Origin of the sequence: Comamonas testosteroni (assembly GCF_030505195.1) — a bacterium.
In the GTDB taxonomy this organism is placed as follows: domain Bacteria; phylum Pseudomonadota; class Gammaproteobacteria; order Burkholderiales; family Burkholderiaceae_C; genus Comamonas; species Comamonas testosteroni_G.
On the sequence record NZ_CP129672.1, the window covers coordinates 5,572,246 to 5,598,160 of the forward strand.

17 protein-coding genes and 3 pseudogenes are annotated in these 25,915 nt (G+C 60.2%); 12 read left to right on the top strand and 8 right to left on the bottom strand.

The genetic code is table 11. The features are described 5' to 3' along the window. Window positions 1–2 precede the first annotated feature (2 nt). The 4 genes from QYQ99_RS25825 to QYQ99_RS25840 are packed head-to-tail and all read left to right on the top strand — an operon-like array spanning window position 3 to window position 3,618. Complete coding sequence (locus QYQ99_RS25825; protein WP_248694833.1) at window positions 3–1,184, top strand: thiolase family protein; 1,182 nt, start codon at window positions 3–5, stop codon at window positions 1,182–1,184. Further along, complete coding sequence (locus tag QYQ99_RS25830; protein ID WP_302090617.1) at window positions 1,181–1,981, top strand: enoyl-CoA hydratase/isomerase family protein; 801 nt, start codon at window positions 1,181–1,183, stop codon at window positions 1,979–1,981. The genes QYQ99_RS25825 and QYQ99_RS25830 overlap by 4 nt, the downstream gene beginning before the upstream one ends. Window positions 1,982–2,015: 34 nt before the next feature. Next, window positions 2,016–2,798: an SDR family NAD(P)-dependent oxidoreductase gene (locus tag QYQ99_RS25835; RefSeq protein ID WP_248694835.1), complete on the top strand. Its 783-nt coding sequence runs from the start codon at window positions 2,016–2,018 to the stop codon at window positions 2,796–2,798. 31 nt (window positions 2,799–2,829) lie between these two features. Next, window positions 2,830–3,618 carry an enoyl-CoA hydratase/isomerase family protein gene (locus QYQ99_RS25840; RefSeq protein ID WP_046986608.1) on the top strand — a complete coding sequence of 263 codons (789 nt, stop codon included), beginning with the start codon at window positions 2,830–2,832 and terminating at the stop codon, window positions 3,616–3,618. A gap of 47 nt (window positions 3,619–3,665) precedes the next feature. Here QYQ99_RS25840 and QYQ99_RS25845 read toward each other — a convergent pair. The 6 genes and pseudogenes from QYQ99_RS25845 to QYQ99_RS25870 all read right to left on the bottom strand — a co-directional run. Further along, window positions 3,666–5,571: pseudogene (locus QYQ99_RS25845) on the bottom strand (relaxase/mobilization nuclease domain-containing protein); the annotation flags it as partial. Between the two features lie 143 nt (window positions 5,572–5,714). Further along, window positions 5,715–8,630: a Tn3-like element IS1071 family transposase gene (locus QYQ99_RS25850; RefSeq protein WP_003049965.1), complete on the bottom strand. Its 2,916-nt coding sequence runs from the start codon at window positions 8,628–8,630 to the stop codon at window positions 5,715–5,717. A gap of 142 nt (window positions 8,631–8,772) precedes the next feature. Further along, a pseudogene (locus QYQ99_RS28415) lies at window positions 8,773–8,952 on the bottom strand (DUF4158 domain-containing protein); the annotation flags it as partial. Window positions 8,953–9,079: 127 nt separating this feature from the next. Then, a pseudogene (locus tag QYQ99_RS25860) lies at window positions 9,080–10,276 on the bottom strand (AMP-binding protein); the annotation flags it as partial. Between the two features lie 76 nt (window positions 10,277–10,352). Further along, window positions 10,353–11,897, bottom strand: a complete 1,545-nt coding sequence (locus tag QYQ99_RS25865; RefSeq protein ID WP_302090618.1) for an MHYT domain-containing protein — start codon at window positions 11,895–11,897, stop codon at window positions 10,353–10,355. A 120-nt stretch (window positions 11,898–12,017) separates the two neighbouring features. After that, complete coding sequence (locus QYQ99_RS25870; protein ID WP_302090619.1) at window positions 12,018–12,653, bottom strand: GntR family transcriptional regulator; 636 nt, start codon at window positions 12,651–12,653, stop codon at window positions 12,018–12,020. A gap of 121 nt (window positions 12,654–12,774) precedes the next feature. Here QYQ99_RS25870 and scpA point away from each other — a divergent pair, with 121 nt between their 5' ends. The 6 genes from scpA (at window position 12,775) to QYQ99_RS25900 (ending at window position 21,175) form a co-directional block, all read left to right on the top strand. Continuing rightward, a complete protein-coding gene (gene scpA, locus QYQ99_RS25875) occupies window positions 12,775–14,949 on the top strand; it encodes a methylmalonyl-CoA mutase (RefSeq protein ID WP_302090620.1) in 2,175 nt (724 codons plus the stop codon). 37 nt (window positions 14,950–14,986) lie between these two features. Then, window positions 14,987–15,991: a methylmalonyl Co-A mutase-associated GTPase MeaB gene (meaB, locus tag QYQ99_RS25880; RefSeq protein WP_302090621.1), complete on the top strand. Its 1,005-nt coding sequence runs from the start codon at window positions 14,987–14,989 to the stop codon at window positions 15,989–15,991. Between the two features lie 80 nt (window positions 15,992–16,071). Further along, the gene (locus QYQ99_RS25885; RefSeq protein WP_003065036.1) at window positions 16,072–17,607 is read left to right on the top strand and encodes an acyl-CoA carboxylase subunit beta; all 1,536 of its coding nucleotides are present in this window, start codon (window positions 16,072–16,074) and stop codon (window positions 17,605–17,607) included. A 27-nt stretch (window positions 17,608–17,634) separates the two neighbouring features. Further along, a complete protein-coding gene (locus QYQ99_RS25890) occupies window positions 17,635–19,683 on the top strand; it encodes an acetyl-CoA carboxylase biotin carboxylase subunit (RefSeq protein WP_302090622.1) in 2,049 nt (682 codons plus the stop codon). A gap of 145 nt (window positions 19,684–19,828) precedes the next feature. Continuing rightward, window positions 19,829–20,641, top strand: a complete 813-nt coding sequence (locus QYQ99_RS25895; protein ID WP_302090623.1) for a YdcF family protein — start codon at window positions 19,829–19,831, stop codon at window positions 20,639–20,641. A 69-nt stretch (window positions 20,642–20,710) separates the two neighbouring features. Further along, on the top strand, window positions 20,711–21,175 hold the full coding sequence (locus tag QYQ99_RS25900; protein ID WP_302090624.1) for a VOC family protein: 465 nt from the start codon (window positions 20,711–20,713) through the stop codon (window positions 21,173–21,175). Between the two features lie 53 nt (window positions 21,176–21,228). Here QYQ99_RS25900 and QYQ99_RS25905 read toward each other — a convergent pair whose 3' ends face one another. Continuing rightward, window positions 21,229–22,326: an OmpP1/FadL family transporter gene (locus tag QYQ99_RS25905; protein ID WP_302090625.1), complete on the bottom strand. Its 1,098-nt coding sequence runs from the start codon at window positions 22,324–22,326 to the stop codon at window positions 21,229–21,231. Window positions 22,327–22,515: 189 nt separating this feature from the next. Between QYQ99_RS25905 and QYQ99_RS25910 the strand changes: the two genes are divergently transcribed. Then, window positions 22,516–23,436, top strand: a complete 921-nt coding sequence (locus QYQ99_RS25910; protein WP_302090626.1) for an alpha/beta hydrolase — start codon at window positions 22,516–22,518, stop codon at window positions 23,434–23,436. Here QYQ99_RS25910 and QYQ99_RS25915 read toward each other — a convergent pair. Next, window positions 23,406–24,512 (bottom strand): site-specific integrase, encoded by a 1,107-nt coding sequence (locus QYQ99_RS25915; RefSeq protein ID WP_302090627.1) that lies wholly within the window; start codon window positions 24,510–24,512, stop codon window positions 23,406–23,408. The genes QYQ99_RS25910 and QYQ99_RS25915 overlap by 31 nt on opposite strands. A 391-nt stretch (window positions 24,513–24,903) precedes the next feature. Here QYQ99_RS25915 and QYQ99_RS25920 point away from each other — a divergent pair, with 391 nt between their 5' ends. Continuing rightward, the gene (locus tag QYQ99_RS25920; RefSeq protein ID WP_302090628.1) at window positions 24,904–25,887 is read left to right on the top strand and encodes a DNA-binding protein; all 984 of its coding nucleotides are present in this window, start codon (window positions 24,904–24,906) and stop codon (window positions 25,885–25,887) included. Window positions 25,888–25,915: the final 28 nt, after the last annotated feature.

Genomic DNA, 25,915 nt, shown 5'->3' on the forward strand with positions numbered 1-25,915 from the left:
ACATGAATGACCATGAACCCGTCATCGTCGGTGCGTTGCGCACCCCCGTGGGCAAGCGCGGCGGGCGCCTGCAGAAATGGCACCCCGTCGATCTGCTGGGCGAGACGCTGCGCCAGCTGGTCGAGCGCTCCGGCATCAACCCCGCCGATCTGGACGATGTGATCGTCGGCTGCGTGCTGCAATGGGACCAACAGCACGGCAACCTGGGCCGTCATGCCGTATTGGCGGCGGGGCTGCCCGAATCCGTCCCGGCGGTGACGGTTGACCGGCAATGCGGCTCCGGCCAGCAGGCGGTGAGCTTTGCCGTGCATGGCATCCAGGCGGGCGCTTACCAACTGGTCATCGGCGCCGGGGTGGAATCGATGTCGCAGGCCCCCATGCCGCCGTCGTTCAAACCCGGCGCGCCGCTGGGCTCGCAATACAGCCCGCGCGAACTGGCGCGCTACAAGGACAACCCGCTGCTGGCGCAAGGCGCTTCGTCGGAGTTGATGAACAAGCGCTTCGGCCTCACGCGCGAGGCCCTGGACGCTTTCGCCGTGCGCAGCCATCGGCGCGCCACCGAGGCTTTGCAGGCTGGCCGAGTCCAAGACCAACTGGTGCGACTGAACGAAGACCCAGCCGACCCAGACAGCCCGCTCGTCACCGCCGACGAAGGCGTGCGTGCCGACCCGAACCCCGAGAAGATGGCCACGCTCAAGCCCGTGTTTGCCGCCGACGGTGTCACCACGGCCGCCAACTCGTCGCAGATCAGCGATGGCGCCGCCGCGCTGCTGATCGCCAGCCGCGCCTATGCCAAGCAGCATGGCCTGAAGCCGCGCGCGCGCTTCGTCAGCACCGCCGTGGCGGCAGCCGACCCGGTGATCCAGTTCACCGCTGTTCTCGATGCCACCCGCAAGGCGCTGACGGAATCGGGTCTGACCCTGGCCGACATTGACCTGTTTGAAGTCAACGAGGCCTTTGGCGGCGTGCCGCTGATGTTCCAGCAGGAATTCGGCATTCCGGACGATCGCCTCAACGTCAACGGCGGCTCGGTGGCCATCGGCCATCCGCTGGGTTCCACCGGCGCGCGCATGCTCACCGACCTGCTGTGCGAGCTGGAGCGGCGGGGCGGCCGCTATGGCCTGCAGACCATCTGCGAGGCTTCGGGCACGGCCAATACCACCATCATCGAGCGGCTTGGATGAGCGGAGCCACCATGAGCGAAGCCAGCGAAGTACTCGTCAGCCGCGAAGGCGCCATCGCCACCTTGACCATCAGCCGCCCGCGCGCGAAGAACAGCTTGAACCGCGCGGTATTCGATGGCCTGTGTGCGCAGCTTGTGCAACTGCGCGACGACGATACCGTGCGCGCGGTCATCATCACCGGCGCCGAGGGCGTGTTCTGCGCCGGGGCCGACATCACGGCCTTCGACGCGCTGCGCGCCGAGCCGCTGCTGGGCGACCGTGCGGCGGCAGGCGGCCACTTCTGGTCGGAACTGGAGCGCTTCCCCAAGCCCGTCATCGCAGCGGTAGAAAAGCTCGCGCTGGGCGGCGGCACGGAACTGGCGCTGGCCTGCGACATCGTGATCGCCGGCGAGTCGGCCAAGTTCGGCGTGCCGGAAGTCAAGCTGGGCGCCATTCCCGGTGCTGGCGGCACGCAGCGCCTGATCCATGCCATCGGCAAGTCCAAGGCGATGGCTCTGCTGCTGACCGGCGACTTCATCGACGCCCGCAAGGCCTGCGACGTCGGCATCGTCGCCGAAGTGACGGCTGACGGCCAGGCCCTGCCGACGGCGTTGGCGATGGCCAGCCGGATTGCGACCAATTCGCCGCTGGCCGTGGCGCTGGCGAAAGATGCGGCCCTGGCCAGCTTTGAAACTCCGCTCGCGCAGGGCCTGGAGCATGAGAAGCGTAATTTCCTCGTCGCTTTGCGTTCGGCCGACAACCTGGAAGGGCAAGCGGCATTCCTGGGCAAGCGCACCCCCCACTTCACGGGCCAATAACGCCTGTCTATCTGTCATCCATCGAGGAAAAACCATGCAACTGAACTCCGACATCTCGGCCATCATCACCGGGGGCGCTTCCGGCCTGGGAGCCGCCACGACCCGGCGTTTGGCCAGCCGTGGCGTCAAAGTCGCCATCTTCGACATGAACGAAACCGTCGGCCAGGCGTTGGCCAGCGAACTCGGCGGCGTTTACTGCAATGTGGACGTGACATCTGAGGAGCAGGTGGACACCGCCTTCGCCAAGGCCCGTGCGGCCATCGGGCAGGAGCGCATTCTGGTCAACTGCGCCGGTACTGCCGATGCCGTCAAGACTGTCAGCCGCGACAAGAAAACCGGCGAAATCCGCCCATGCGCGGCAGATCGCTTCAATCGCATCATTCAGATCAACCTGGTGGGCACCTTCCGTTGCATCGCCAAGTCAGCCGCGGGTATGTTGACGCTCGCGCCGCTGACCGATGGCGAGCGCGGCGTCATCGTCAACACCGCTTCGGCCGCCGCGCAGGACGGCCAGGTCGGGCAGGCCAGCTATGCGGCCAGCAAGGCAGCCATCGTGGGCATGACCTTGCCGGTCGCGCGCGACATGATGGACGAAGGGATCCGGGTCAACACCATCATGCCGGGGATCTTCGGTACACCGTTGCTGCTGGGCCTGCCGGACAACGTCAAGCAGGCGTTGGCGGCCAGCGTGCCCTTTCCCAAGCGGTTGGGCGACCCCGATGAATTTGCCCAGGCCGTCGAGTTTCTCGTCACCTGCGGCTACATGAACGCCGAGTACATTCGGGTGGATGGCGCTATTCGCATGGCGCCGCGCTGACGCCTGAAATCTTGACCAATCAGGAAGCGTCATGTCTGGAAATCCGGTCATTCTCGAAAAGCATGGTGCTGTTGCCACCATCACACTCAATGCGCCCCAGAAAAAGAATGCGCTGAGCACGTCTGTCGTCAACGTGCTCGCTGGCGTCATTGCAGACGTCGAACGTGACGACTCGATTCGCGCTTTGCTGCTGCGCGGCGAGGGCCGGATGTTCAGTTGTGGCGGCGACATCGACGAAATGGTTGCCGCAGGCGATGCGTTGTCTACCTTGGTCGATGACGAATTGAGGGTGGCCGAACGCATGATTCCTCAATTTGCCAGCCTGCCGTTCCCGGTGGTCTGCGCCGTGCAAGGCGCGGTCGCCGGAGGCGGCCTCGGGCTTGCCTTGGCCTCTGACTACCTGATTGCCGCAAGTGGGACGAAATTCGTGGCGGCCCACACCGGCCTTGGATACGCGGGGGATTTCGGCATCAGCTGGCTCCTGCCGCGCGCAGTGGGCGGACGGCGCGCACGCGACATGATCTTGACCAACCGCGTGGTCAGTTCGGATGAAGCCTTGGCCTGGGGATTGGTCGAGAAAGTGGTTCCGGGCGAGAGCCTGCTGGACGAAGCGCGGCGCCGGGCGGTGCAATTCTCGACCGGTCCGACGCAGGGTTATGCGGGTGCCAAGCGCCTGCAACTCGCTGCTTTCGAGAGCGATCTGGCGACCTCATTGAGGTTGGAGGCGGCCGAAATGAACCGGGCCTCGAAAACCACGGATTCGCTGGAAGCGGTCCGCGCGTTCGTCGCAAAGCGAGTCCCGCAGTTTGCCGGACGCTGAACGGTTGTAGACGCATCCGGTCAGTGGGGACTCAATTGCTGCTGGCGTCAGGTAACGGATAAACCCAGCTGCCGTCGAATTTGCCAGGATACGGTGCCACCATGTACCTGCGCAGAAATCAGCATGCCGAGTCGTTGTTTGATGACCGGCGTCCATGGTACCAAGCTGAACCGCATACCATCATCGAGCTTGACAAAGCGGCCACTGGCGAGCATGAGGCTGCGCCGATAGATGCCGGTGACGCGCTAGCCATCGGCCGCCAGACGGTGTTCCAGCCCGGTTTCGGTGGCAATATCCTTGGCAGCCCGAATCACATCCCGATCGCGTAGTGTCACCAATAGATTGCGCGCCAGGATCACGCGCTTCCAGTGCCGCTCTGCCAGCCCCTGTTCGGCCAGGAAGTCGGCGCGCTGCTGCATCGCCTGCTTGGCTTCGCCGCTAAAGCCCAGGTCGCCCAGGCCCGCGCCGCCGCCGATCAGTTGCTGGTCGAGCCAAGTGGCACCGATCACGCTGGCCTGCCGCTCGATGCGGCAAGTGCGATTTCAGCTCCACGGCGACGCCGCCCAGGCGCTGCGCTTCGTACCGACGGCCGCGCTCAGTCAAGTCGTCCGGCACCTGCCATAGACCCTCGGCCACACGTTCCACGAGGCCTGCCCGGCGCAAGGCTTCCAGCCGGCGGATGTGAGCCGCCACCACCTCTTGCGGATCGCGGCCGGGCACGGCTTGGCCCTGGGCGATGGCAAGGTGATGGTCGGTGCGGTACAGACCACCGCTCGCCAGCGCGGTGATATTCTTGTCGGCCGCGCGCACGTCGGCCGAACCCTTCACCTCCACCACGGCGCCTGTCGGATAGTTCGCCAGCTCGTCGCGGGCATTGAGTACGACGTAGTGGGCCTTGCCGTCCACGCCGTCAACGACCAAGTAGCCCCGGTCGTGCAGCTCGTCGGCCAGCACCTTGGCGGCCACGCGGCCGATGATTGTGCGGCCATTGTCTCCCAAATCGAACACAGCCAGCTCGCGTGGTTCACCACTCATAGCCCGCTACATGGTGCGGATGATGTCGCCGCGCTCGCCCAGGGCGCGCAAGGATTTCTCGGCATCGGCATGAACGACCCAGGTGCCGGGCTGCACTTCATCGGCCAGGCCCAGGCGCTGCAGGCGGCTGATCAGCAGCAGGCGCCGGCGTTGCAGCCGAGGCTCGTTGAAGCGTTCGATCTGCATCCGGCCGTCGTCGCCAAGCTCGCGCTTCAATGTGCGATCCAGCCTCTTCCACCGCTCCTGCTCCACCTCTCGCCGCAAGGTCTGCTGGATCTCCAGCTCGGTGCGCGGCTCTAGCCATTCCGTCGCCAGCTCGGACGCGCGATGCCGGAAGCCATCGGCGATGTAGTCGCCTGCGATGATGAGGTCTTTGCCGGTATCGTCGCGCCCGCGGACGATCAGATGGTTGTGCGGGTTGTCAGTGTTCCAGTGATCGCCCGCCACCCGTTCTAGCCGCGTGCCCAGGTCGGCCTCCATCCGATTCATCAGGTGCCGCGTGTAGGTGCGCAGGTCTTCCAGTTCGGCTCCAGCCTCCGGGGAGACGATGAAGCGGAAGTGATGCCGGTCATCGGCGCAGCGTTCCTTGAAGGTGTCGAGGTCGGCGGCATCGGTCTGTAGCCCGTAGGCTTGGCCCGCCTCGCCATCGCGGCCCACGCCGTCGCGCTCGATGTAGCGGAGGTGCTTGGCGAGCGACTGGAGGCTGGCCCGTTGCTGGTTGACCAGCAGTGTCTGGATGGTCACGCGCCGCGACATGGGCGTGAGCTTCGCCCCGGCGAAGCGCGCCGCCGTATGGCCGCGCCCTAGCCGAGAGCCGGGCCGCTGGCCAGCGTGTGCGCTGCTGCCGCCGGCTGCGGGACGGCGTACAGAAGACTTACGGCCGCTGCCCTTGCCAGCCTGCTTGAGCACCTTGAAGACGGGGTCTCCTCGTTTTCAGTGCAATAAGTGACGGTACGAAAAGCTAGCACTGGCGCGGAGGTGGTGTTGGTAGATCGTTGATTTCATTGACTTTCCTGTTCACTTTCAAATCTGCGATTCGTGGCGTCAAACCGTGGTCGGTTTCATCCATTGGTGCCAGTTATCGATGCATTTGGCCGCGAAGGCAGGATTTGGTCAGCATAGCGGTCAACCGGGAAGCGAAACACACCCCGCAAGTTGATGCTCTCCAGCCTGGTGGGCGCAATCTTCCCGATCAGTTCCGGTGGAATGACCTGGCGGCGGTTCGACCAGCGATCCAGGACCGCCTGCATCTGTGAGGTATTCCACGCCATCACGATGTTGGCCATCAGGCTCAACGCATCGGCCACAGCCTGCATTTCATCGACACGTTTGGCCTGCGCCGGGCTGATCCGGCCGGTATAAATGGCGCGCTTGAGGGCGTTAACAGCCTCGCCCCGATTGAGCACCCGGCGCAACTCGTTCCTGAAAGCGTCCTTGACAAAGTAGTCAGCCAAAAACGCCGTACGCAGCAACCGCCCCAATTGCACGCCAGCCTCATAGATTGGATCGCCCTGGGCGGCAGAACCGAACCGCGCAAGAGCTGCCACCGCACTGGCATGTCCGCTCATGACCGAGGCTGCCAGGTGCACCAGACTATCCCAATGCTTTTCGATCAAAGCGACGTCGACATTGGCTTCGCACACCGCAGCGATTTCTGCGGGCACTTTGGTGCCGCGTGGCACAAAGAGGTGGCGCTGTTTGAGTTCCTTCAACCGCGGGCAAAGATCAAAACCAAGCAAACGGGCATGTGACATGGCAAAGTCGGTGTAGCCATGGGTATCCACAGCAAGCTGGCTGGTCTCCAGCTTTTCTTGGCGGATGACACCTTCAATGGCCACGCCCGCCTGGCGCTCATTGAGCACAAAGGGCTGCGCATGGAAGATGCCCCACCGGTCTTTTACATGGGAGTAGATTCCAATGGAAGGTGTGTTGCGCCGAGGATCAAGCCGGGCTTGCCACACCCGTTTGGTGGTCTCCATGCTCATCATGTCAGAAGATGCCAAATCGGACCGCCCCCAGGTGGCGGCAATCGGGTGTCGCTGCATGAATTCCAGCACAGCCTGGCAGGCCTGGCTCAGACGCCGTTCGTCCCGCGCCCAGCGCATGGCCTGGCGAATGCTGGTGGCAGACAATTGCGGAATCATGCGCGCGCATTCGACCGCAGTCAGACTGGTGCCGTGGGCCATGATGCCGGCATAGACCATCAGCAGCTCGTCGGTAGAGCGCGGCTCACGTCCGAGCATGATCCAGCTAAAGCGCACCTGGGCGTCAACGGCCAGAATCACTTCCGGCAATTGAACCTCACCGATGCGGTGATCCAAAGCCGCGCGCAGCTTGGTCACTTCTGGGTCTTCGTCCTCTGCGGGCAATGGCGACAAATGGAGTTCATCATCCACGCGCAGTACGCCACTGCGGGCTGCAGCGGCCACCGCATCGACACCGGCAGTTACTCTGGCCAGCAAAGGCTTCAAGAAAGTGGCAGCCTTGCTGGGTAACGATAGACGGGCATAGTGTTTCTTGGACTCTGCCTGCCAACGCTCGTCCGTGAAGAACAAGCGCGCACGACCCCGAAAGCTCAGGCTGTGCTCAATCCAGACCGAGCCATTGCGCACCGCGCGGCGCAGGGCAAACAGGGTGGCCACCTCCAACGCCTGAAACGCCCGTTCCCGGTCTGGGCTGGAGATCGAAACCTGCCAGATCATTCCCAGACTTGGTGCCACCACTTCAACTGGCAGCTTTCTGGATCCTTTGAGATATAAAGCTTGCAGCTTGGCAAGGTACTCGATGGCAGGATGCTCGCCGGTGGCCTGCCAGGGCAGCTTTGCAATGGCGACGAGCAACGACCGCACGGGGCGAATTCCATCAATCAATCCCTCGCGGACCAGGGAGGCCCTGCTCGGTGGTTTGCGTTTCTGGGTTTCGGTGATCAAGGCTTCAAGACGGGCACGCAACTCAGCATCTGGCACCGCACCTTGCGCGCTCAAGGCAACAAGTTCGCCGAGCAGCGTTTTGTACATTGCGGCCCAATTGACGGTAGCGGGGACATCGGCGGCAGCCTGACGCCACAGATCGGCGATCCGGCGCTGCACCATAAGGATCAACTGGTCTGTGGTGGTGAACAGGCAATACCGAAGAAAGCATGCGACCTCCACGGTGCGCGCTGGCTCTTTGATCTTGGCTCCGGCTGAGGGCGGCCTGGAGACAAGTCGGCGCGCGTAGCGGCGCAAGATGAGATCGGGGATGTCTGCCAGGTGCTTATGAACGTCCAGCGTGTAAAGCAGGTCGATGCGCTCCAGTACCTCGCTGATTTGGCGGGTTGAGTGTTTCGCCGGTGCAGCCCATAGCCAACTCTGCTGGGTTTGTCCATCTGGGCGCAGCTCTGAAACTGAGGCTCGCCAGCGATCAAGTGTTGCTGGATCAACGCTGGCGGCGATGGCGGTGCCTGTTTCAACTTCAAGCTGGGCAAGTGCCGCCGCAATCAGTGTCCGAATTGCCCGCTCGTGCACGATCACCAGCTTGTTCTTGTACAGCCATTGACGCGCCCGCACGAGTAGCTGATCGCGGTCGGCGCAGCGCGCCACTTCGTCGCGCAGTTCACGTACCAGTGAGCGGCGCTGGTGCTCGCTCATCCACTGGAATCCAAGGACCGTGCAGGCTACTTGTTGGTGATCGAATAGCGTGCGCCCGCGTTCATACATGGCTCTCAGCGAGGCGACTTCTGGTGCTGCAATGCCAAGCTCGTTGCCAAGGTGGCGCCACAAGGCTACTGGAATTACCCGAAAGGCACCGAGCAAACGCCCACTCATGCGCAGGAAACCAATATGGAGCGCCAGACCAAGCTTGTGGGAATCACCTCGGCGTGCATTGATTGCGTCGCGCTCGGCACCATCGAAGGTGAAAAATGCCTTCATCTCGAAGTCGCTGATATCGCGGGGGAGCCCACGCATCCCCAAAAACGTTGTGTGCCAACCCTGCATCGTGAACCTCAAAAGTGGGAGGCCACCATACCCGTTTACAAAGCGAACAGGAAAGTCAATGAAATCAACGGTCTACCCAGACCACCCCCGCGCCAGTGCTAGCTTTGCGTACCGTCACTTATTGCACTGAAAACGAGGAGACCCCACTCATGCGCAGGAAACCAATATGGAGCGCCAGACCAAGCTTGTGGGAATCACCTCGGCGTGCATTGATTGCGTCGCGCTCGGCACCATCGAAGGTGAAAAATGCCTTCATCTCGAAGTCGCTGATATCGCGGGGGAGCCCACGCATCCCCAAAAACGTTGTGTGCCAACCCTGCATCGTGAACCTCAAAAGTGGGAGGCCACCATACCCGTTTACAAAGCGAACAGGAAAGTCAATGAAATCAACGGTCTACCCAGACCACCCCCGCGCCAGTGCTAGCTTTGCGTACCGTCACTTATTGCACTGAAAACGAGGAGACCCCACTTACAGCCACGCGCAGCCGGCCTCCAAACTGCGCAAGTAAGGGCTGGGCGACCAGTTTGCGCAAAAGACAACTGGGCAAAGCGGAAGCCCAGCCGGCCTTGGCTTCCAGTTGCTCGCTCCAGGGCATGCCTTGATGAGCGCAGAAGCTCTTCCAGCCTTTGTTGACTGCCGCGTCGAAGAGCTTGTGCTTGAAAGGGCTTGAAGCAAGCGACTCCTGAATTTTGGCATAAACACGTTCATAGATGCGAGGCACCGAGATCAGTACGGTCGGCTTGACCTGCTTCATATCCTGTCCGAGTTGTGCGACAGAGCGTGCGTAGGCGACGCAGGAACCGGTAGCAACGGCAAGGTAGTAGCCTGCAGTTCGCTCAAAAGTGTGTGAGAGCGGTAGAAACGAGAGAAAGACGTCCCCAGGGAAGGCCTTCACACGCTGCATCACCGCGTGTAAATCACTGACCACGTTGTGATGAGTGAGCATGACGCCCTTGGGCTTTCCCGTTGTGCCGGAGGTGTAGACAATGCCCGCCAGCTCCGTTTTCTTTGGTGGCAGGGGGAGGGCAGAGGTATGCTGCTTACCAGCCTGAAGCCAGGCAGACAAAACAATGACCGGCTTACGCTGCAAAGCCTTGACTGAGTCCTGCGCTGCTTGTTCGGCAGGTACGACGTAGGCGTTCGATGAATCGATTGGACGGCCTTGCTGTGCGTGAATGACGGCCTGGAGTTCGGGCAGGTCCTGACCTGTTGCACAAATTTTCTGCCAGGCCTTGGCGTCAGCCACGACCAGCAAGGAAGCCCCCGAGTCGGCCAGGATGTAAGCAATGCTGCCGGCATTGTCGATGGCATGCAGAGGAACGGGCACGTAACCACAGCGCAGACAGGCCTGGTCGATGGTCATTGCATCAAAGCCATTGGGTAGCAAGATTGCAACCCTTGCACCGACAGGAAGATTCGAGGCGCACAAGGCGCGGCTCCACAGAGCGACGCGTTCGGCTGTTTCGGACCAGTTCAGGCTTTTCCAGGTATTTGTGCCTTCATCGAACTCTCGGTAAGCCTCGGCCGATGGCGTGCAGCAAACCCGCATGGCCAAAAGCTCTGGCAAGGTTTGCACTTGCTCGATAGTCAAATGCTGTTTCTCTGCTTCGAGACCCAGTACATCGGTTTCACTTGCTTGGTTCATGCGCTTGCCTTCAGGAAGCGGGCAATTTCCCGCTACGTGAATGATAGCGCCAGAGACATTCAGGCCGGTATAGGACTCAGATTGTGGCTCCAAGCGGGATATCGATGCTTTGATAGCAGACGGCGATGTAATGGTGCAGGCGATGCTGCTCATCGCGCACTGCCGTCAGGGAAATCTGATGGCGGTTCCTGTCATGGTGCATGACACGCAGGCCTTGCCAGTGCCCTTTCTTACCAATTTCCGTCCAGATCTGCGACCACTGGACAGCCGTGTTGTCATCGTCTTGGATGAAAAGACTGGAAAATTCCTTGTTCTTCGCTCCTTGGCGGTTCAAGCCACTGATACGTGCAAAGGCCGGGTTGATGTCTACAATTTTCCGGTTCGCATCAAGGACCACCATGCCTTCGAAGGAATGATTGAATACCGTGGCAGCTATATGCAGTTGCCTCTCGGTTCGCTTGCGGTCCGAGAGATCGGTCAGAAGGCCTACATACATGCGCTGACCTCGTGCCTCGGCCTGGCTCAAGGCCAGGCGCATGGGAATCAGCGTACCGTCCTTGTGCTGGCCAAGCACCTCTGAGATCTTGTTTTTCAGAGGTGGCGCGTTGTTTCGCTGGCCGGCTTCATGCTGTTCCAGATAATGATCATGCTGGTTGAACAGCGCAGCGGGCATGAGCATTTTCACGTTCTGGCTCAATACTTCATCTCGGCTCCAGCCGAATATGACCTCAGCAGCAGGGTTGTAATCGGTAACGCATCCTCGACTATCGATGCAGATAATTCCATCTGCTGCCATATTCACCAAAGCTTGCAGTCTGGCTTCATTCATATCCACTTTCTGCCAGCGACTGCGGTACTGAATCAAGGCATTGGCCTGTGCGATCAGTCCGCCAAATAGCAGAGTAATCACAGCAATGGTCAGCGCCAGAATCAAACGATCGTTCGATGATGCCGCGTCATGCGTTTCATGCTCGGCCGTGACTCGCAGCGCCAGCATGGCCGTGTAATGCATGCCCGAGATCGCGGCGCCCATGATGATGGCCGCCAGTGTTTTGCGCCAGTGGTCTTGTTTGAGGTTGAAGCGTGCCAGCCCGAAACGAATCCAGAGCGCCAAGGTGGCCAGCGCTACGCCAACAATGAGAGAGATGGCAAACCACAGTGGTGAATACTGGTGCGTGGCAGGCATGCGCATTGCCGCCATACCGCTGTAATGCATGGCAGCAATGCCGATACCAACAGTCAAGCCACCTAACGCCAATTGCCTGATATGGAGTTCATTGTGGGCCAGCAAGGCAAGGGCCACTGCTGATGCCGCGATGCCTGGGATGATGGAGAAGACGGTGACCAGCAAATCATACTGAACTGCAGCATGCATCGAATAAGCGAGCATACCAATGAAATGCATGGCCCAGATGCCTATGCCTAGTGCCAGCGAGCCGCTCACAATGGACCAGTTGCGCAACTGCCTTGACGTGGCCAATCTGGCAAAAGCAGCATGGCGCAAAGCTTGACCGGAGGCAATCCAACAAACTGCCAGCGATAAGGTCACGAGGAAGGGGTCATATTCACCCTTGAGCACGTGTGCATCGGCAGACGGGCTCCAGAAAAATTGCGCCAGCATGAATCATGATCCTGTAACACTGAAAGCACATTCAGTTACCTAGAGAGCTTCTCATGAAGTGGGTAAGCCAATATTTCAAATATGTAGGATAAATACTAGAACGGATCAAACGTGGATCTTTTAGATCGCAGCGTCGAGTCCATTTGAGAAATGCTGCTGCACTGCGCTCATGGCATTTTTCGGATCGCGCTGCAGTAGGGCCTGCATGATGGCCTCGTGCTCTGCCAGGGAGTCTTCAATACGGCCTTGTTTGAACAGCGATTTGTGACGGTTCAGCTTCATGACCTTGCGCAAATCGGCTACCAGCTGGTTACGCCAGCGGTTATCGGCAATGTCGAGAATCTGCATGTGAAAGCTCTCGTTGAGCGCAAAAAAACGCTCGGCGTCGGCCGTGTTCTGCTTCAACTCTTCGTGGGTCTGCTGCAAACGTTGCAATTGCTCGTCCGTGGCCTTGCCGGCAACCTCGGCCGCAGCATCTGCCTCCAGCAGACTCAGCAATCGGTAGACGTCCGAGATGTCCTTGCGCGATACCTCGGTCACGTAGGCGCCCCGGCGCAGCTTCATGGTTACCAGACCTTCGGCGGCCAGTACCTTCAGTGCCTCGCGCAGGGGCGTGCGGCTGATGCCGTATTCCTCGGCAATCTTGAGTTCGTCGATCCAGGCTCCGGGCTCAAGCTCTCGCCGGAAGATGCGTTGACGCAACTGCTCGGCGACCTGCTCATATAGCGCAAGAGGAGTAAGTGTTTTGCTTGTCATTACGCGAGATTATATGCTGCAGTATTTTGAATTCATAATTATGAATCATGTACACTAGGCGCATCTAGGTAGTTCACCGCAATTCCAAACTTCACTGCGCGCACCGCATACGAGAGACAACATGAGCCAAGAGAATCCGGCACAGGACCCACAAGAATTTGCACCCGCTGATCTGCAAGCCTGGAACAAGGCCGCCAACAAGGCGGCCCCCGGTGGCGACATCAACAACCTGAACTGGGTCACGCCGGACGGCATCACCGTCAAGCCGCTGTATACGGCCGAAGACACTGAAGATCTGCCTTTCACCAACACGCTGCCTGGATTCGCCCCTTATATCCGCGGCCCCCAGGCCACAATGTATGCGGGCCGGCCCTGGACCATCCGCCAATACGCAGGTTTCTCCACCGCCGAAGAGTCCAACGCCTTCTATCGCAAGGCGCTGGCTGCCGGCGGTCAAGGCGTTTCCGTTGCTTTTGACCTGGCTACGCACCGTGGTTACGACTCCGACCATCCACGTGTGACGGGGGATGTAGGCAAGGCCGGTGTGGCAATTGATTCCGTCGAGGACATGAAGATTCTCTTCAACGAGATACCCTTGGACAAGGTGTCTGTTTCCATGACTATGAATGGTGCCGTGCTGCCTGTGCTGGCAGGCTATGTGGTGGCAGCCGAAGAGCAAGGTGTCCCGCAGGACCAACTTGCCGGAACGATTCAGAACGACATTCTGAAAGAGTTCATGGTGCGCAACACCTATATCTACCCGCCCAAGCCATCGATGAAGATCATTGGCGACATCATCGAGTACACGAGCCAGAACATGCCCAAGTTCAACTCAATCTCGATTTCGGGCTATCACATGCAGGAAGCCGGGGCCAACCAAGCGCTGGAAATGGCTTTCACGCTGGCTGACGGCAAGGAATATGTGAAGACCGCCATTGCCAAGGGCATGGACGTGGACGCTTTCGCAGGTCGCCTGTCCTTCTTCTGGGCGGTGGGCATGAATTTCTACCTGGAAGTGGCCAAGATGCGCGCCGCACGCCTGCTGTGGTGCCGCATCATGAAGGGTTTCCATGCCAAGAACCCCAAGAGTCTGATGCTGCGCACCCACAGCCAGACATCGGGCTGGTCGCTGACCGAGCAGGACCCCTACAACAACGTGGTGCGCACCACCATCGAAGCCATGGCAGCCGTGTTCGGCGGAACCCAGTCCTTGCACACCAATGCGCTGGACGAGGCCATTGCCCTGCCCACCGAATTCTCGGCCCGCATTGCCCGCAACACACAGCTGATCATTCAGGAAGAAACCCACATCACCAACGTGATCGACCCCTGGGCTGGCTCCTACATGATGGAAAAGCTGACCCAGGAGATGGCCGACAAGGCATGGGCCATCATCGAGGAAGTCGATGCCATGGGCGGCATGACCGCAGCGGTGGACAGCGGCTGGGCCAAGCTCAAGATTGAAGCCGCCGCCGCCGAGAAGCAGGCGCGTATCGATTCCGGCAAGGAAGTCATCGTCGGCGTCAACAAGTACAAGTTGGCCAAGGAAGACCCGGTCGACATCCTGGAAGTGGACAATGTCAAGGTGCGTGACAGCCAGATCGCACGGCTCAGGAATATCAAGGCCTCACGCGATACCGTCAAGGTGGAAGCCGCACTGGCCGCCATCACGGCTGCGGCGGAGTCCGGCGAGGGCAATCTGCTGGATCTGTCCATCAAGGCCGTGCGCCTGCGTGCCACGGTAGGTGAAGTTTCCGACGCGATGGAAAAGGCTTTTGGCCGCCATCGCGCCGATACCCAGAAGGTGACCGGTGTGTACGCTGCTGCTTATGACTCTGCCGAAGGCTGGGACAAGCTCAAGGAAGAAATCAACACCGCTTCGCAGACCATGGGCCGCCGTCCCCGCGTGATGATCGCCAAGCTCGGTCAGGACGGCCATGATCGTGGCGCCAAGGTGGTCGCAACCGCCTTTGCCGACCTGGGCTTTGACGTGGACATGGGGCCGCTGTTCCAGACCCCCGAAGAATGCGCGCGCCAGGCCATTGAGAACGACGTGCACGCCGTGGGCGTATCGACCTTGGCCGCCGGGCACAAGACTTTGGTGCCTGCCATCATTGAGGAGCTCAAAAAGCAGGGCGCGGACGACATCATTGTCTTCGTGGGCGGTGTGATTCCCGCCCAGGACTATGACTTCCTCTACAACGCGGGCGTCAAGGGCGTATACGGCCCCGGCACCCCCATTCCTGCCAGCGCCAAGGATGTGCTGGAGCAGATCAAGAAGGCCAACGGTCTCTGATCGGCCGGCAAGCATCGATAGCAAAGGCGATCGCGACGTGACACCTGAGCAAATGCAAGACGGCATCCTGCACGGCAACCCTGTCGTGCAGCGCCGGGCCATGGCCAAGGCAATTACCTTGCTTGAATCCTCCCGGGCCGACCACCGTGAACAGGCCGACGACCTGCTCACCGCTCTGCTGCAGCATACGGGCAAGGCGTTTCGCCTTGGCATCAGCGGTGTGCCGGGCGTTGGCAAATCCACCTTCATCGAAGCTCTGGGCCTGTTCCTGATAGAGAAGGGGCTGCGTGTGGCAGTGCTGGCGATCGATCCGTCCAGCACCGTCTCGGGCGGCTCCATCCTCGGCGACAAGACTCGCATGGAGCATCTGTCCATGCGGCTGGAGGCCTATATCCGCCCAAGCCCCAGCAGCGGCACGCTGGGCGGCGTGGCCGAAAAGACGCGCGAGGCCATGCTGGTCTGCGAAGCCGCCGGTTATGACGTGGTCATCGTCGAGACCGTGGGTGTGGGCCAGAGCGAGATCGCCGTGCACGGCATGACGGATATGTTCTGCGTGCTCCAACTGCCCAATGCAGGCGACGACCTGCAGGCCATCAAAAAGGGCGTGATGGAGCTGGCCGACCTGGTGGTCATCAACAAGGCCGACATCGACCCCCATGCCGCCACGCGTGCCCAGGCCCAGATCACATCGAGCCTACGCCTGCTGGGGATGCACGGCAACCCCGATCACGCCAACACCGGCGCGCTGTGGCAGCCGCGTGTGCTGCAAATCAGTGCCTTGCTGGGGCAGGGAGTGGAGGGTTTCTGGGCTGCAGTCAGCAGCTTCAGGGAGCTGCAGACCGCCAACGGCCGCTTGGCCCTGCGCCGCGAGAAGCAGGCCCTGGCCTGGATGTGGGAGCGCATCGACTTCGGTCTCAAGCAGGCGTTTCGCCAGCATCCGCAGGTCAAGGCCATGCTCCCCGTCCTTCAGGACGATGTGGCCTCGGGTCGCATCGCCGCCAGTACTGCAGCAAGAAATCTGCTTCTAGCCCAAATGCAGTAGGTGCTAGTAGCTCTCATTACCATAGCATCGCAGAATCACTATTGCGAGACAAGCAACCCAAATCACGTTAGAGGACAAGCATGCAAGACGATATCCTGAAGCAGCTGGAAGCCAAGCGAGAACTCGCTCGGTTGGGTGGGGGACAAAAGCGCATTGATGCGCAGCACAAGAAAGGCAAGCTGACGGCGCGCGAGCGTATCGAGTTGCTGCTGGACGACGGCACTTTTGAAGAGTGGGACATGTTCGTGGAGCACCGCTGCACGGACTTCGGCATGGAGAACACCAAGATCCCCGGTGACGGTGTGGTCACCGGCTACGGCATGATCAACGGCCGTCTGGTCTTTGTGTTCAGCCAGGACTTCACGGTGTTCGGCGGCGCGCTGTCCGAAACCCATGCCGAGAAGATCTGCAAGGTGATGGACCAGGCCATGAAGGTCGGCGCTCCCGTCATCGGCCTCAACGATTCAGGTGGTGCGCGTATCCAGGAAGGCGTTGCCTCTCTAGGCGGTTATGCCGATGTGTTCCAGAAGAATGTACTGGCCTCGGGCGTGGTGCCCCAGATCTCCATGATCATGGGCCCCAGCGCCGGCGGCGCCGTGTACTCGCCGGCCATGACCGACTTCATCTTCATGGTCAAGGACAGCTCCTATATGTTCGTGACCGGCCCAGAAGTCGTGAAGACCGTGACCCACGAGGAAGTCACTGCCGAAGAGCTGGGCGGGGCCATCACCCACACTACCAAGAGCGGTGTGGCCGACATGGCTTTCGACAACGACGTGGAAGCACTGATGATGCTGCGTCGTCTCTACAACTACCTGCCCTTGAACAACAAGGAAAAGGCTCCCGTGCGTGAGACCACCGACCCTGTCGGTCGCGCCGATATGTCGCTGGATACGCTGGTGCCTGAAAACGCCAACAAGCCCTACGACATGAAGGAGTTGATTCTCAAGACCGTGGACGATGGCGATTTCTTCGAGCTGCAGCCCGAGTACGCCAAGAACATCATCATCGGTTTTGCCCGCATGGCCGGTCAGACCGTGGGCGTCGTGGCCAATCAGCCCCTGGTGCTGGCCGGCTGCCTGGACATCAAGTCCTCCATCAAAGCCGCGCGCTTCGTGCGCTTTTGCGATGCCTTCAACATCCCCGTGGTCACCTTCGTGGACGTACCTGGTTTCATGCCCGGCACTTCCCAAGAGTACGGCGGGATCATCAAGCACGGCGCCAAGCTGCTGTATGCGTATGCCGAAGCCACGGTGCCGAAGATCACCGTCATCACGCGTAAGGCCTATGGCGGTGCCTACGACGTGATGGCTTCCAAGCATTTACGCGGCGACGTAAACCTGGCCTGGCCGCATGCCGAAATCGCCGTGATGGGTGCCAAGGGCGCGGTGGAGATCATCTTCCGCGAAGACAAGAACGATCCGGTGAAGCTGGCTGCGCGTGAAGCGGAGTACAAGGAACGCTTTGCCAACCCCTTTGTGGCCGGCGCCCGTGGCTTTATCGACGATGTGATCCAGCCGCACGAAACGCGCAAGCGCATCTGCCGCTCGCTGGAAATGCTCAAGAACAAGCAGCTGGACAACCCCTGGCGCAAGCACGGGAACATCCCCCTGTAAGAACAAGAAGAACCAGGAGATATATCCATGTTTACCAAGATTCTGATTGCCAACCGCGGCGAGATCGCCTGCCGAGTCATCGCCACCGCCCGCAAGATGGGCATCCAGACCGTGGCGGTCTATTCCGACGCCGACAAGGACGCGCGCCATGTCAAGCTGGCCGACGAGGCTGTGCGTCTGGGCCCCGCACCCAGCCGTGAGTCCTATCTGCTGGGCGAGAAAATCATTGAAGCCTGCAAGCAGACCGGCGCACAGGCGGTGCACCCCGGCTACGGTTTTCTCTCGGAGAACGAGGGCTTTGCCAGGCGCTGCGAAGAAGAGGGCATTGCCTTCATCGGCCCCAAGTCGCATTCCATTGCGGCCATGGGCGACAAGATCGCGTCCAAAAAGCTGGCAGGCGAAGCCCAGGTCAACACCATCCCCGGCTACAACGACGCCATCGCCGGCCCCGAGCAGGCCGTGGAAATCGCCAAGGGCATTGGCTACCCGGTGATGATCAAGGCCTCGGCCGGTGGCGGCGGCAAGGGTCTGCGCGTGGCCTTCAACGACAAGGAGGCCTTTGAAGGTTTTGCCTCGTGCCAGAACGAAGCACGCAACAGCTTTGGCGACGACCGCATCTTCATCGAGAAATTCGTTCAGGAGCCCCGCCATATCGAAATCCAGATTCTGGGCGACAGCCACGGCAATGTGGTTTACCTGAACGAGCGTGAGTGTTCGATACAGCGCCGCCACCAGAAGGTGATCGAGGAAGCGCCTTCGCCCTTCATCAGCGACGCCACCCGTAAGGCCATGGGCGAGCAGGCCGTAGCCCTAGCCAAGGCCGTCAAGTACCAGAGCGCCGGCACCGTGGAGTTCGTGGTCGGCAAGGAGCAAGACTTCTACTTCCTGGAGATGAATACCCGCCTGCAGGTCGAGCACCCGGTGACCGAATGCATCACCGGACTTGATCTGGTCGAGCAGATGATTCGTGTGGCAGCCGGCGAAAAACTGTCCTTTGCGCAGGCCGATGTGAAGCGCGAGGGCTGGGCCATCGAGTGCCGTATCAACGCCGAAGACCCGTTCCGCAATTTCCTGCCTTCAACCGGCCGCCTGGTTCGCTTTGCGCCGCCTGAGCAGACCATGTGGCAGTCCGACACCGAGCATCTGAACGGCGTGCGCGTGGATACCGGCGTCTACGACGGCGGCGAGATCCCCATGTACTACGACTCGATGATTGCCAAGCTCATTGTGCACGGCAAGGATCGCAACGACGCCATCGCCAAGGCCCGCGAAGCGCTCAACGGCTTTGCCATCCGTGGCATCAGCTCCAATATCCCGTTCCAGGCTGCATTGCTGGCACACCCAGACTTTGTTTCGGGCAAGTTCAACACCGGCTTTATCGCCCAGCACTATGCCGACGGCTTCCATGCCGAGGACGTGCCCCACGATGATCCCGACTTCCTGGTGGCTCTGGCCCTGTTCCGCAATCGCCGCTATCGTGCGCGAGCATCGACCATTACCGGCCAGATGCAGGGCCACCAGGTGCAGGTGGGTGAGAAGTACACCGCCGTGGTTCTGGGGGCTGAAGGCAAGAACCAGTATGTGACCGGCGAAGTGACCGACTTCGATGCCCAGGCGCGCGTTTGCAAGGTGGTGATCGGCGAGAAAGCCTACGAGTTCCGCAGCAATGCCGATATTCGCGACCTGGTGGTGCGTGGCGTTTGCAACGGCAAGGCTTTCACCTGCCAGATCGAACGCGGCAACGGCAAGAACCCGCTGGCTCTGCGCGTCATCCACAACGGCACACAAGCCGATGTGCTGGTGCTCTCGCCCAAGGGCGCCGAGATGCACAAGCTCATGCCTTACAAGGCCCCGCCCGACCTGTCCAAGTTCCTGCTCTCGCCCATGCCCGGCCTGCTGGTCGACGTGGCAGTGCAACCCGGTCAGAAGGTACAGGCCGGGGAGAAGCTGGCTGTCATCGAAGCCATGAAGATGGAGAACATCCTATTCGCGGCCCAGGACGGTGTGGTCAGCAAGATTAGCGCCTCCAAGGGCGACTCGCTGGCGGTGGACGACATCATTCTGGAATTCGAGTGATGAGAGCTTTTCGGGGCCTCTGTTCAGAGCCGATATGGTCTGAGCATGAGGCCCCGAAGCAAAAGCCCGCACGGCTTTGGCTCTGCGGGCTTTCCAATTTTCAATAAGATCGGCTCTATCCTTTATCCAGATTCAGCTAGTAGCTATGACATTGAAAGCAGATACAACGATTTCCTGCCCTGCCAGATTGACGCGTGCCCTGCTGGCTCTGTTGGGGACACTGCTGCTTGTTGATGCTCTGGTACTGATGGGCATGGGGCATTTCAATGTCGGCGTGGTGTTGCCCGCTGGCTTGGGCGCTGCGGCCTTGTGGCTGAGCTGGAAGTGGCGGGCCGTGCAGCACTGGCGTGAAGCCAGGCCCCTGCATGCAAGGCTCTGGTCGCTGGCCTGGGCCGGCCTAGCGCTGTGGCTGATCAGCCTTTTCTGGTTCTGGAGCCGCCTGTCCGGCCTGGGCCTTGCGCCGCAGCAAGTGCCGCCCGTGCAATCCATCGTGGTGCTGGGCAGCGGCACGCTCGATGGTCACCCCAGGCCGGTTCTGGCTGCGCGACTGGATCAGGCGGCGCAACTGGCCAAGCTGCAGCCCCAGGCCTTGATCGCCGTTTGCGGCGGTGTGGATTGGGGTGAAAAAGAGTCAGAGGCCGAGGTCATGGCTCGCTATCTGCAGCTGCGTCACGGCATCGCGGCGCAGCGGCTGGTACTGGAAAAGTTCAGCACCAGCACCGAGCTGAATCTCAAGCTCAGTCGGCCCTTGCTGGCCGAGCGCGGCGTGGCTGTGGATGCACCTATGGCCATGGTCAGCAGCGACTTTCATCTGATGCGCGCCATGGACATTGCGAAGCGGCAGGATCTGCCTCAGGTCTATCCGGTGGCGGCTCCGACCCCTCTGGCCACGCGTTTCAATGCCTGGCTGCGCGAATACTTTGCCATGGCCAGCAGCTGGTTGCTGGGCGAGGTCTGATAATTCAATAAAAACCGGCTGTAACGCTTACCAGTATTACGCTTTAAGCTATTAATCAAGGAGTCATTCATGAGCAATCGTCCTTTCAAGGTTCTGGGGATTCAGCAAGTCGCCATCGGTGGCATCGACAAACAGCGCATGAAAAAGCTGTGGGTGGACATGCTGGGTCTGGAGCAGACCGGCACCTTCCAGAGCGAGCGCGAAAACGTGGATGAGGACATCCTGGCCATGGGCCGGGGCGCGATGAAGGTGGAAGTGGACATCATGCAACCCATGGACATCGAGAAAAAGCCCGCCGTGCACGCCACGCCGCTGAACCACATCGGTCTGTGGATCGACGACCTGCCCAAGGCCGTGGAATGGCTGACGGCCAATGGCGTGCGATTTGCTCCCGGCGGTATACGCAAGGGAGCGGCAGGCTATGACATCACTTTTCTGCACCCCAAGAGCAATGACGAGTTTCCGATTGCCGGCGAGGGCGTGCTGATCGAGCTGGTGCAGGCTCCGGCCGACGTGATTGCGGCGCTGGGTTGAGCGCTTCGGGCGCCGGCTGTCAGATTGCAGCAGCGTGAAAGCTGCGATTGTTCTCAGAACTGATAGCCGAGCCTGATCCCGAACGCCGTGGCGGACTCGGCATCGAAAGCCGCCAGGGTCGTGCCGCCGCTGGAGATATCTACCGAGCCCAGACGCTGGTAGCTCAACCAGGGCGTGAGCTTGAACTGCCCTTGCTGATAGCTCACCCCCACCGTGTAGCCAAGGCGGCCATCGGTGGGGCGCAATGGCGACAATGCAGCCTTGTCGCTGCGCTTGTCACAAGCCACGGCGACAAAGCCGGACCAGTTCGCCGCCAGCTTCTGCCCAAGACCCAGCGTGTAGGTGGTGGTGTCCTCCATGTCCGCCAGGCTGCGGCCAGGGAGTACCGCCGCCAGGGTCTGCGGATACAGCCTGAATTGCGACCAGTTGGTCCAGCGAACCTGTCCAAAGAGCAGGGTGCCTGGCGTGATACCTGTCTGGATATCCAGGTTCAAGCTTTGCGGGGCAGTCGATGCCGTCCTCGTTTCGCCCGGCCATAGGTTTTCACGGGTCGCGATCTTGTGCTTGATGGCCGAGTAATAGGTTGCAGCGACGCGCAAAGCCATATCCGGGCGCTCATAGCTCATGCCCAGCAAGTAGCCTGGCTCGGTACTGGGTCTGAAATCCACCCGGTACCCATTGAGCGCTCCAAATACCATGCCCCCCAGGGCGACATGTCCTTCGGTGCGTTGCAGGCGCAGACCGCCATGCACGGCCCAGTGCTCATTCCAGCGGTAACGTAGCGCTCCCATGAGTTCATGGCTACTCACGCGGGTCTGCGTGCCGCCAAAAAGAGGCGATTGCAGCGGGCTGTAAGCGATGTCGAGACCAAAAGGCTTGCTCAACATCAGCAGCAACGAGGTTCGTGGATTCACATCCTGCTTGTATGCAAAGCCCCATTGGGTGTAATCGTCAGCCACCTGTCCGGTGGACTTGCCCAGGGCATCCGTGCCCTGGATCCGGGGCCGAACCGTATAGGTCTCTACGGAAAGATAGCGGCCGTTCTCAAATAGAGGTCCGAGATCCTGGCCTGTTCTATCAAGGCCGCCGGCCTGGGCGCAGAGCCCCCACATCATGGCTGCACAGCCAGCCCCCGCTTTTGCTTTTCTCAACGCCTGCTCCAACGCTCTGATTTCAGTTGCATGCATGTAATCTAATGTATCTACATGACAGGTGAACAGGTCTAATTGGAGGATGCTGGCTTGAATAGTTGATGCTGCCGCGGCAGTGACGAGTCTGTCGCCTGGCTTATGCTGTGCGCTGCGATTGATCACCGTCCGAAGCCCAAAGCCGCGCAGAAAATGCCTTCCATCTCGACCAACTCCACGATCGCTTACTACGACCGCCAATACAACGCCCGCGCGAGCGTGCAGGATCCGCTGGCGTATATGACGCGCTACACGCAGGAAAGCCAGGCCGCATTTGCATTGTCTGGCGCAGTTCGCAACCAGCGCTACAGCCCCAGGGCTACGGATGTTCTGGATATCTATCTGCCCGCAACGCGGACTGCGAAAGCACAGGCTGCGCCTGTTTTCATCTTCATCCATGGCGGCTACTGGAAGGCCTTGAGAAAGGATGATTCGGCTTTCATGGCACCTGCACTGACGCAGCAAGGTGCCATCGTCGTGGTGCCTGACTACGATCTGGCACCGGCCGTCACGCTTGACCATATCGTCGAGCAGATGCGCCAGGCCTATGCCTGGGTGGTGCGCAATATCGCCATCTACGGTGGTGATGCCTGCAATATCTGTGTCTGCGGCAGCTCGGCCGGAGGACATTTGGCAGCCATGCTGCTGGCTAGGGGGTGGCAGCAAGACTATGACCTGCCAGTGCAGGCAGTGCCTCGATCGGTCTTGACCTTGAGCGGCCTGTTTGACCTGCAGCCTCTGCTGACAACCCATATCAATGACTGGATGCAACTGGACGATGCTGCAGCCATACGCAACAGCCCGCGCTTTCTACTTCCTGATGCGAGTACGCATGGTCAGTGCCAGCTGCGCGCGAGCTGCGGCGAGTTTGAAAGCCATGAATTCAAGCGCCAGTCGCGCGAATATCTGGCTGCGTGGCAGGCGCGTTGTCTGCCGGGGCAATGGGTGGAGGCGCCGGCTACCAACCACTTTGATTTGCCACTGCAACTGGCCGATCCGCAATCCGCCATTCATCAGACTGCGCTGCAGCTGATAGGGCTTGATCAGTCCTCGTCCAGCATGCGCGCGGCCTGATTGTTGAGTGCCGAGTCGGCCCGGAAGTAGCCGAGCACGGTGTTCACGCTATGGTGCCCGGTCAATGCCATGGTGTCAGCCAGCGGCAGATTGCGCCTGCCGGCCTCGGTCACAAATCCCGAGCGTAGCGAGTGTGCCGAAAAGTCTCCTTCCACACCAGCCAGCGCACAGCGTTCTTTGACGATGTTGCGCACCGCAGCGGGAGTCAGTGGCTCTGCCACATGGCCTCCTTTGCGGATTCGCCTGAAGATAGGACCTTCTGTGATCCGTGCAGCATCCAGCCATGCTCTCAAGGCAATGGCTGCACGGCCGGTAACGGGCTTGTGATTTTCGGGGGCATCGGTGCCGCTCTGGTTGGTCTTGCTATGGCTCAGGGTGTAGATGAATTCCCCATTAGCCACGGTGCGCAGGAAACGCATATCGGTGCCAGCCACTTCGGAGCGGCGACGCCCACCACTGGCCCAGGCAAACAGCAGCAGCGCCCGGTCGCGCAGGCCACGTAAGCTGTCGTCGCAGCTTGCCAGCAACTCCTCCAGCACATCGCGCGTCAGCGCCTCTTTCTTCTGTGGCAACTCGCCGCGCCTTGCATAGGCCTTGCGCGTGCGCGACATCAGCTCCTTGACTGCCCCGTCCTGACAGGGATTGGGCATGGCATGCACCTGATGCGCCTTGGACATCACGGCCATGCGATGCACCAGCGTGCTGTGTGAAGGTGCCCCTTTTTTACCCTTGTAGCCGGCTGCAACCAGGGCTTCATCAATTTCGGGCGGCATTTCATGGATCAAGCCCGCACCGGTCTGCCTCTGGGCATGGTCGATGATGAATTGCAGCACCGTGGAAACCTGCAGCGGCAGTTGAATGGGCTGGCCAAGGCGCAGCAGATGCCAGGCTGCCCAGTAACGCATGGCGCTTTGATAACTGCTGCGCGTATTGCTGGATTCGCCTTCCTGCATGAGCTCCTTGATGGCTTCATGCGCTTTGGGGGCAAGAGCGGACTCCGGCGCATCCTGTATCTGCAGGCGGTTGGCATCAAAAGTCACGGGAGCGGGGAAGGGCGAGGGCTTGCTTGAATCCATGGCGCTATTTTCGCCCTGACTTCATCTGCCAACCGCTGTCGATTGGCGCTAGTCAAGAAGTCTGTAGAAGCCGAGCGGCTTTGAGCGGCAAGTTCCAGGAGCGGCTAACAAGACCTGGCAGGGCATGCCGAAAGTAAGACGCATGAGCGACGCAAGCAGTTGCACCAGCGACACGGCGCCGAGTATGTAGACAAATCAAAGAAATTTCTCTCGCTCAATGGAAAACGCCCTCTATCCACAAATTCAGATGCTGAAAACGCGGTAATGTATGTTGTCATCTGTATGAAAATTTCATACGTAATATTTAATACATAAGATGTATTGTGTATTGCATAAATAGAATATAGATCACGATAACAATCACTTATCGTTAGTTATTTGAAAAATTAATATGAATACAAGCAAAACTACGTCCAGAGGTGTTCAGGAGTCCGATGTTTGGGCTGCAGCGGATGCTTTGATTGCCCAGGGGCTGCGTCCGACCATAGAGCGGGTGCGTCAGCAGATAGGGCGAGGCTCTCCCAATACGGTCAGCCCCATGCTGGAGACCTGGTTTGCAACGCTGGGCCGTCGTCTGGGCGTGGCCGGAGAGCAGGATCCGTCCGTGTTGCAATCGGTGCCGGATCCTGTGCAGCGTCTGGCAGAAGAGCTCTGGAATACGGCGCAGGAAGAGGCGAAAGCCGCAGCCAGCAAGGCTTTGGATCTTCGCGAACAGGCTTTGAAAGCTGCAGAGCAGGCTTTTGTGGCTCAACAGGAGCAACTCGCGCAGCGCCAGGCCACCATGGAAGCGCAAAAAGATGCGCTGAATCAAGCCCTGCAGGCAGCTCAAAATCACGCCCAAGACTTGGCTCGGCGTCTTGACGAAATGCAGCAGACGCTACAGGAACGTGATCAGCGCCTGGAAGAACTACGTGATGAGCTGAGCAATGCCGTACGCCAGCGTGAGTTGCAGCAGCAAAAGCACAGCGAGGAAATTCAGTCGGCTGCCGCCGAGCGCCAGCGCATGGCCGAGCAGTACGCGGGCAACGAGCGCCATATGCTCAACGAGGTCGATCGTGCGCGGCAGGAACTCACTGCAGCGCGAAAAAGCCTGCAGGACCAGGAGCGCAAGGCAGAGTCCCGCTATCAGGAGTTGCAGACTCGCTTTGAACAATCCGAGCAGGAGATCCTGAATCTGCATGCCCAGTTGCAGACCGCCCAGAACACGGCTGCATTGGCGCAGGAGCGTGCAGCCGATCTCAAGAGCCTGCTGGAGGCACAACAAAGACTGGCGGCTACAGCCAATGCAGCGGATCCCAATGTGGCCCAACCCCTGACGCGTCGAAGCAATCTGGCGGCAACCCGGCGCTCCATAAACCGGCGAACCTTGCGCTAACCGTTATCCGGCGCCGAGGCTGCGATCC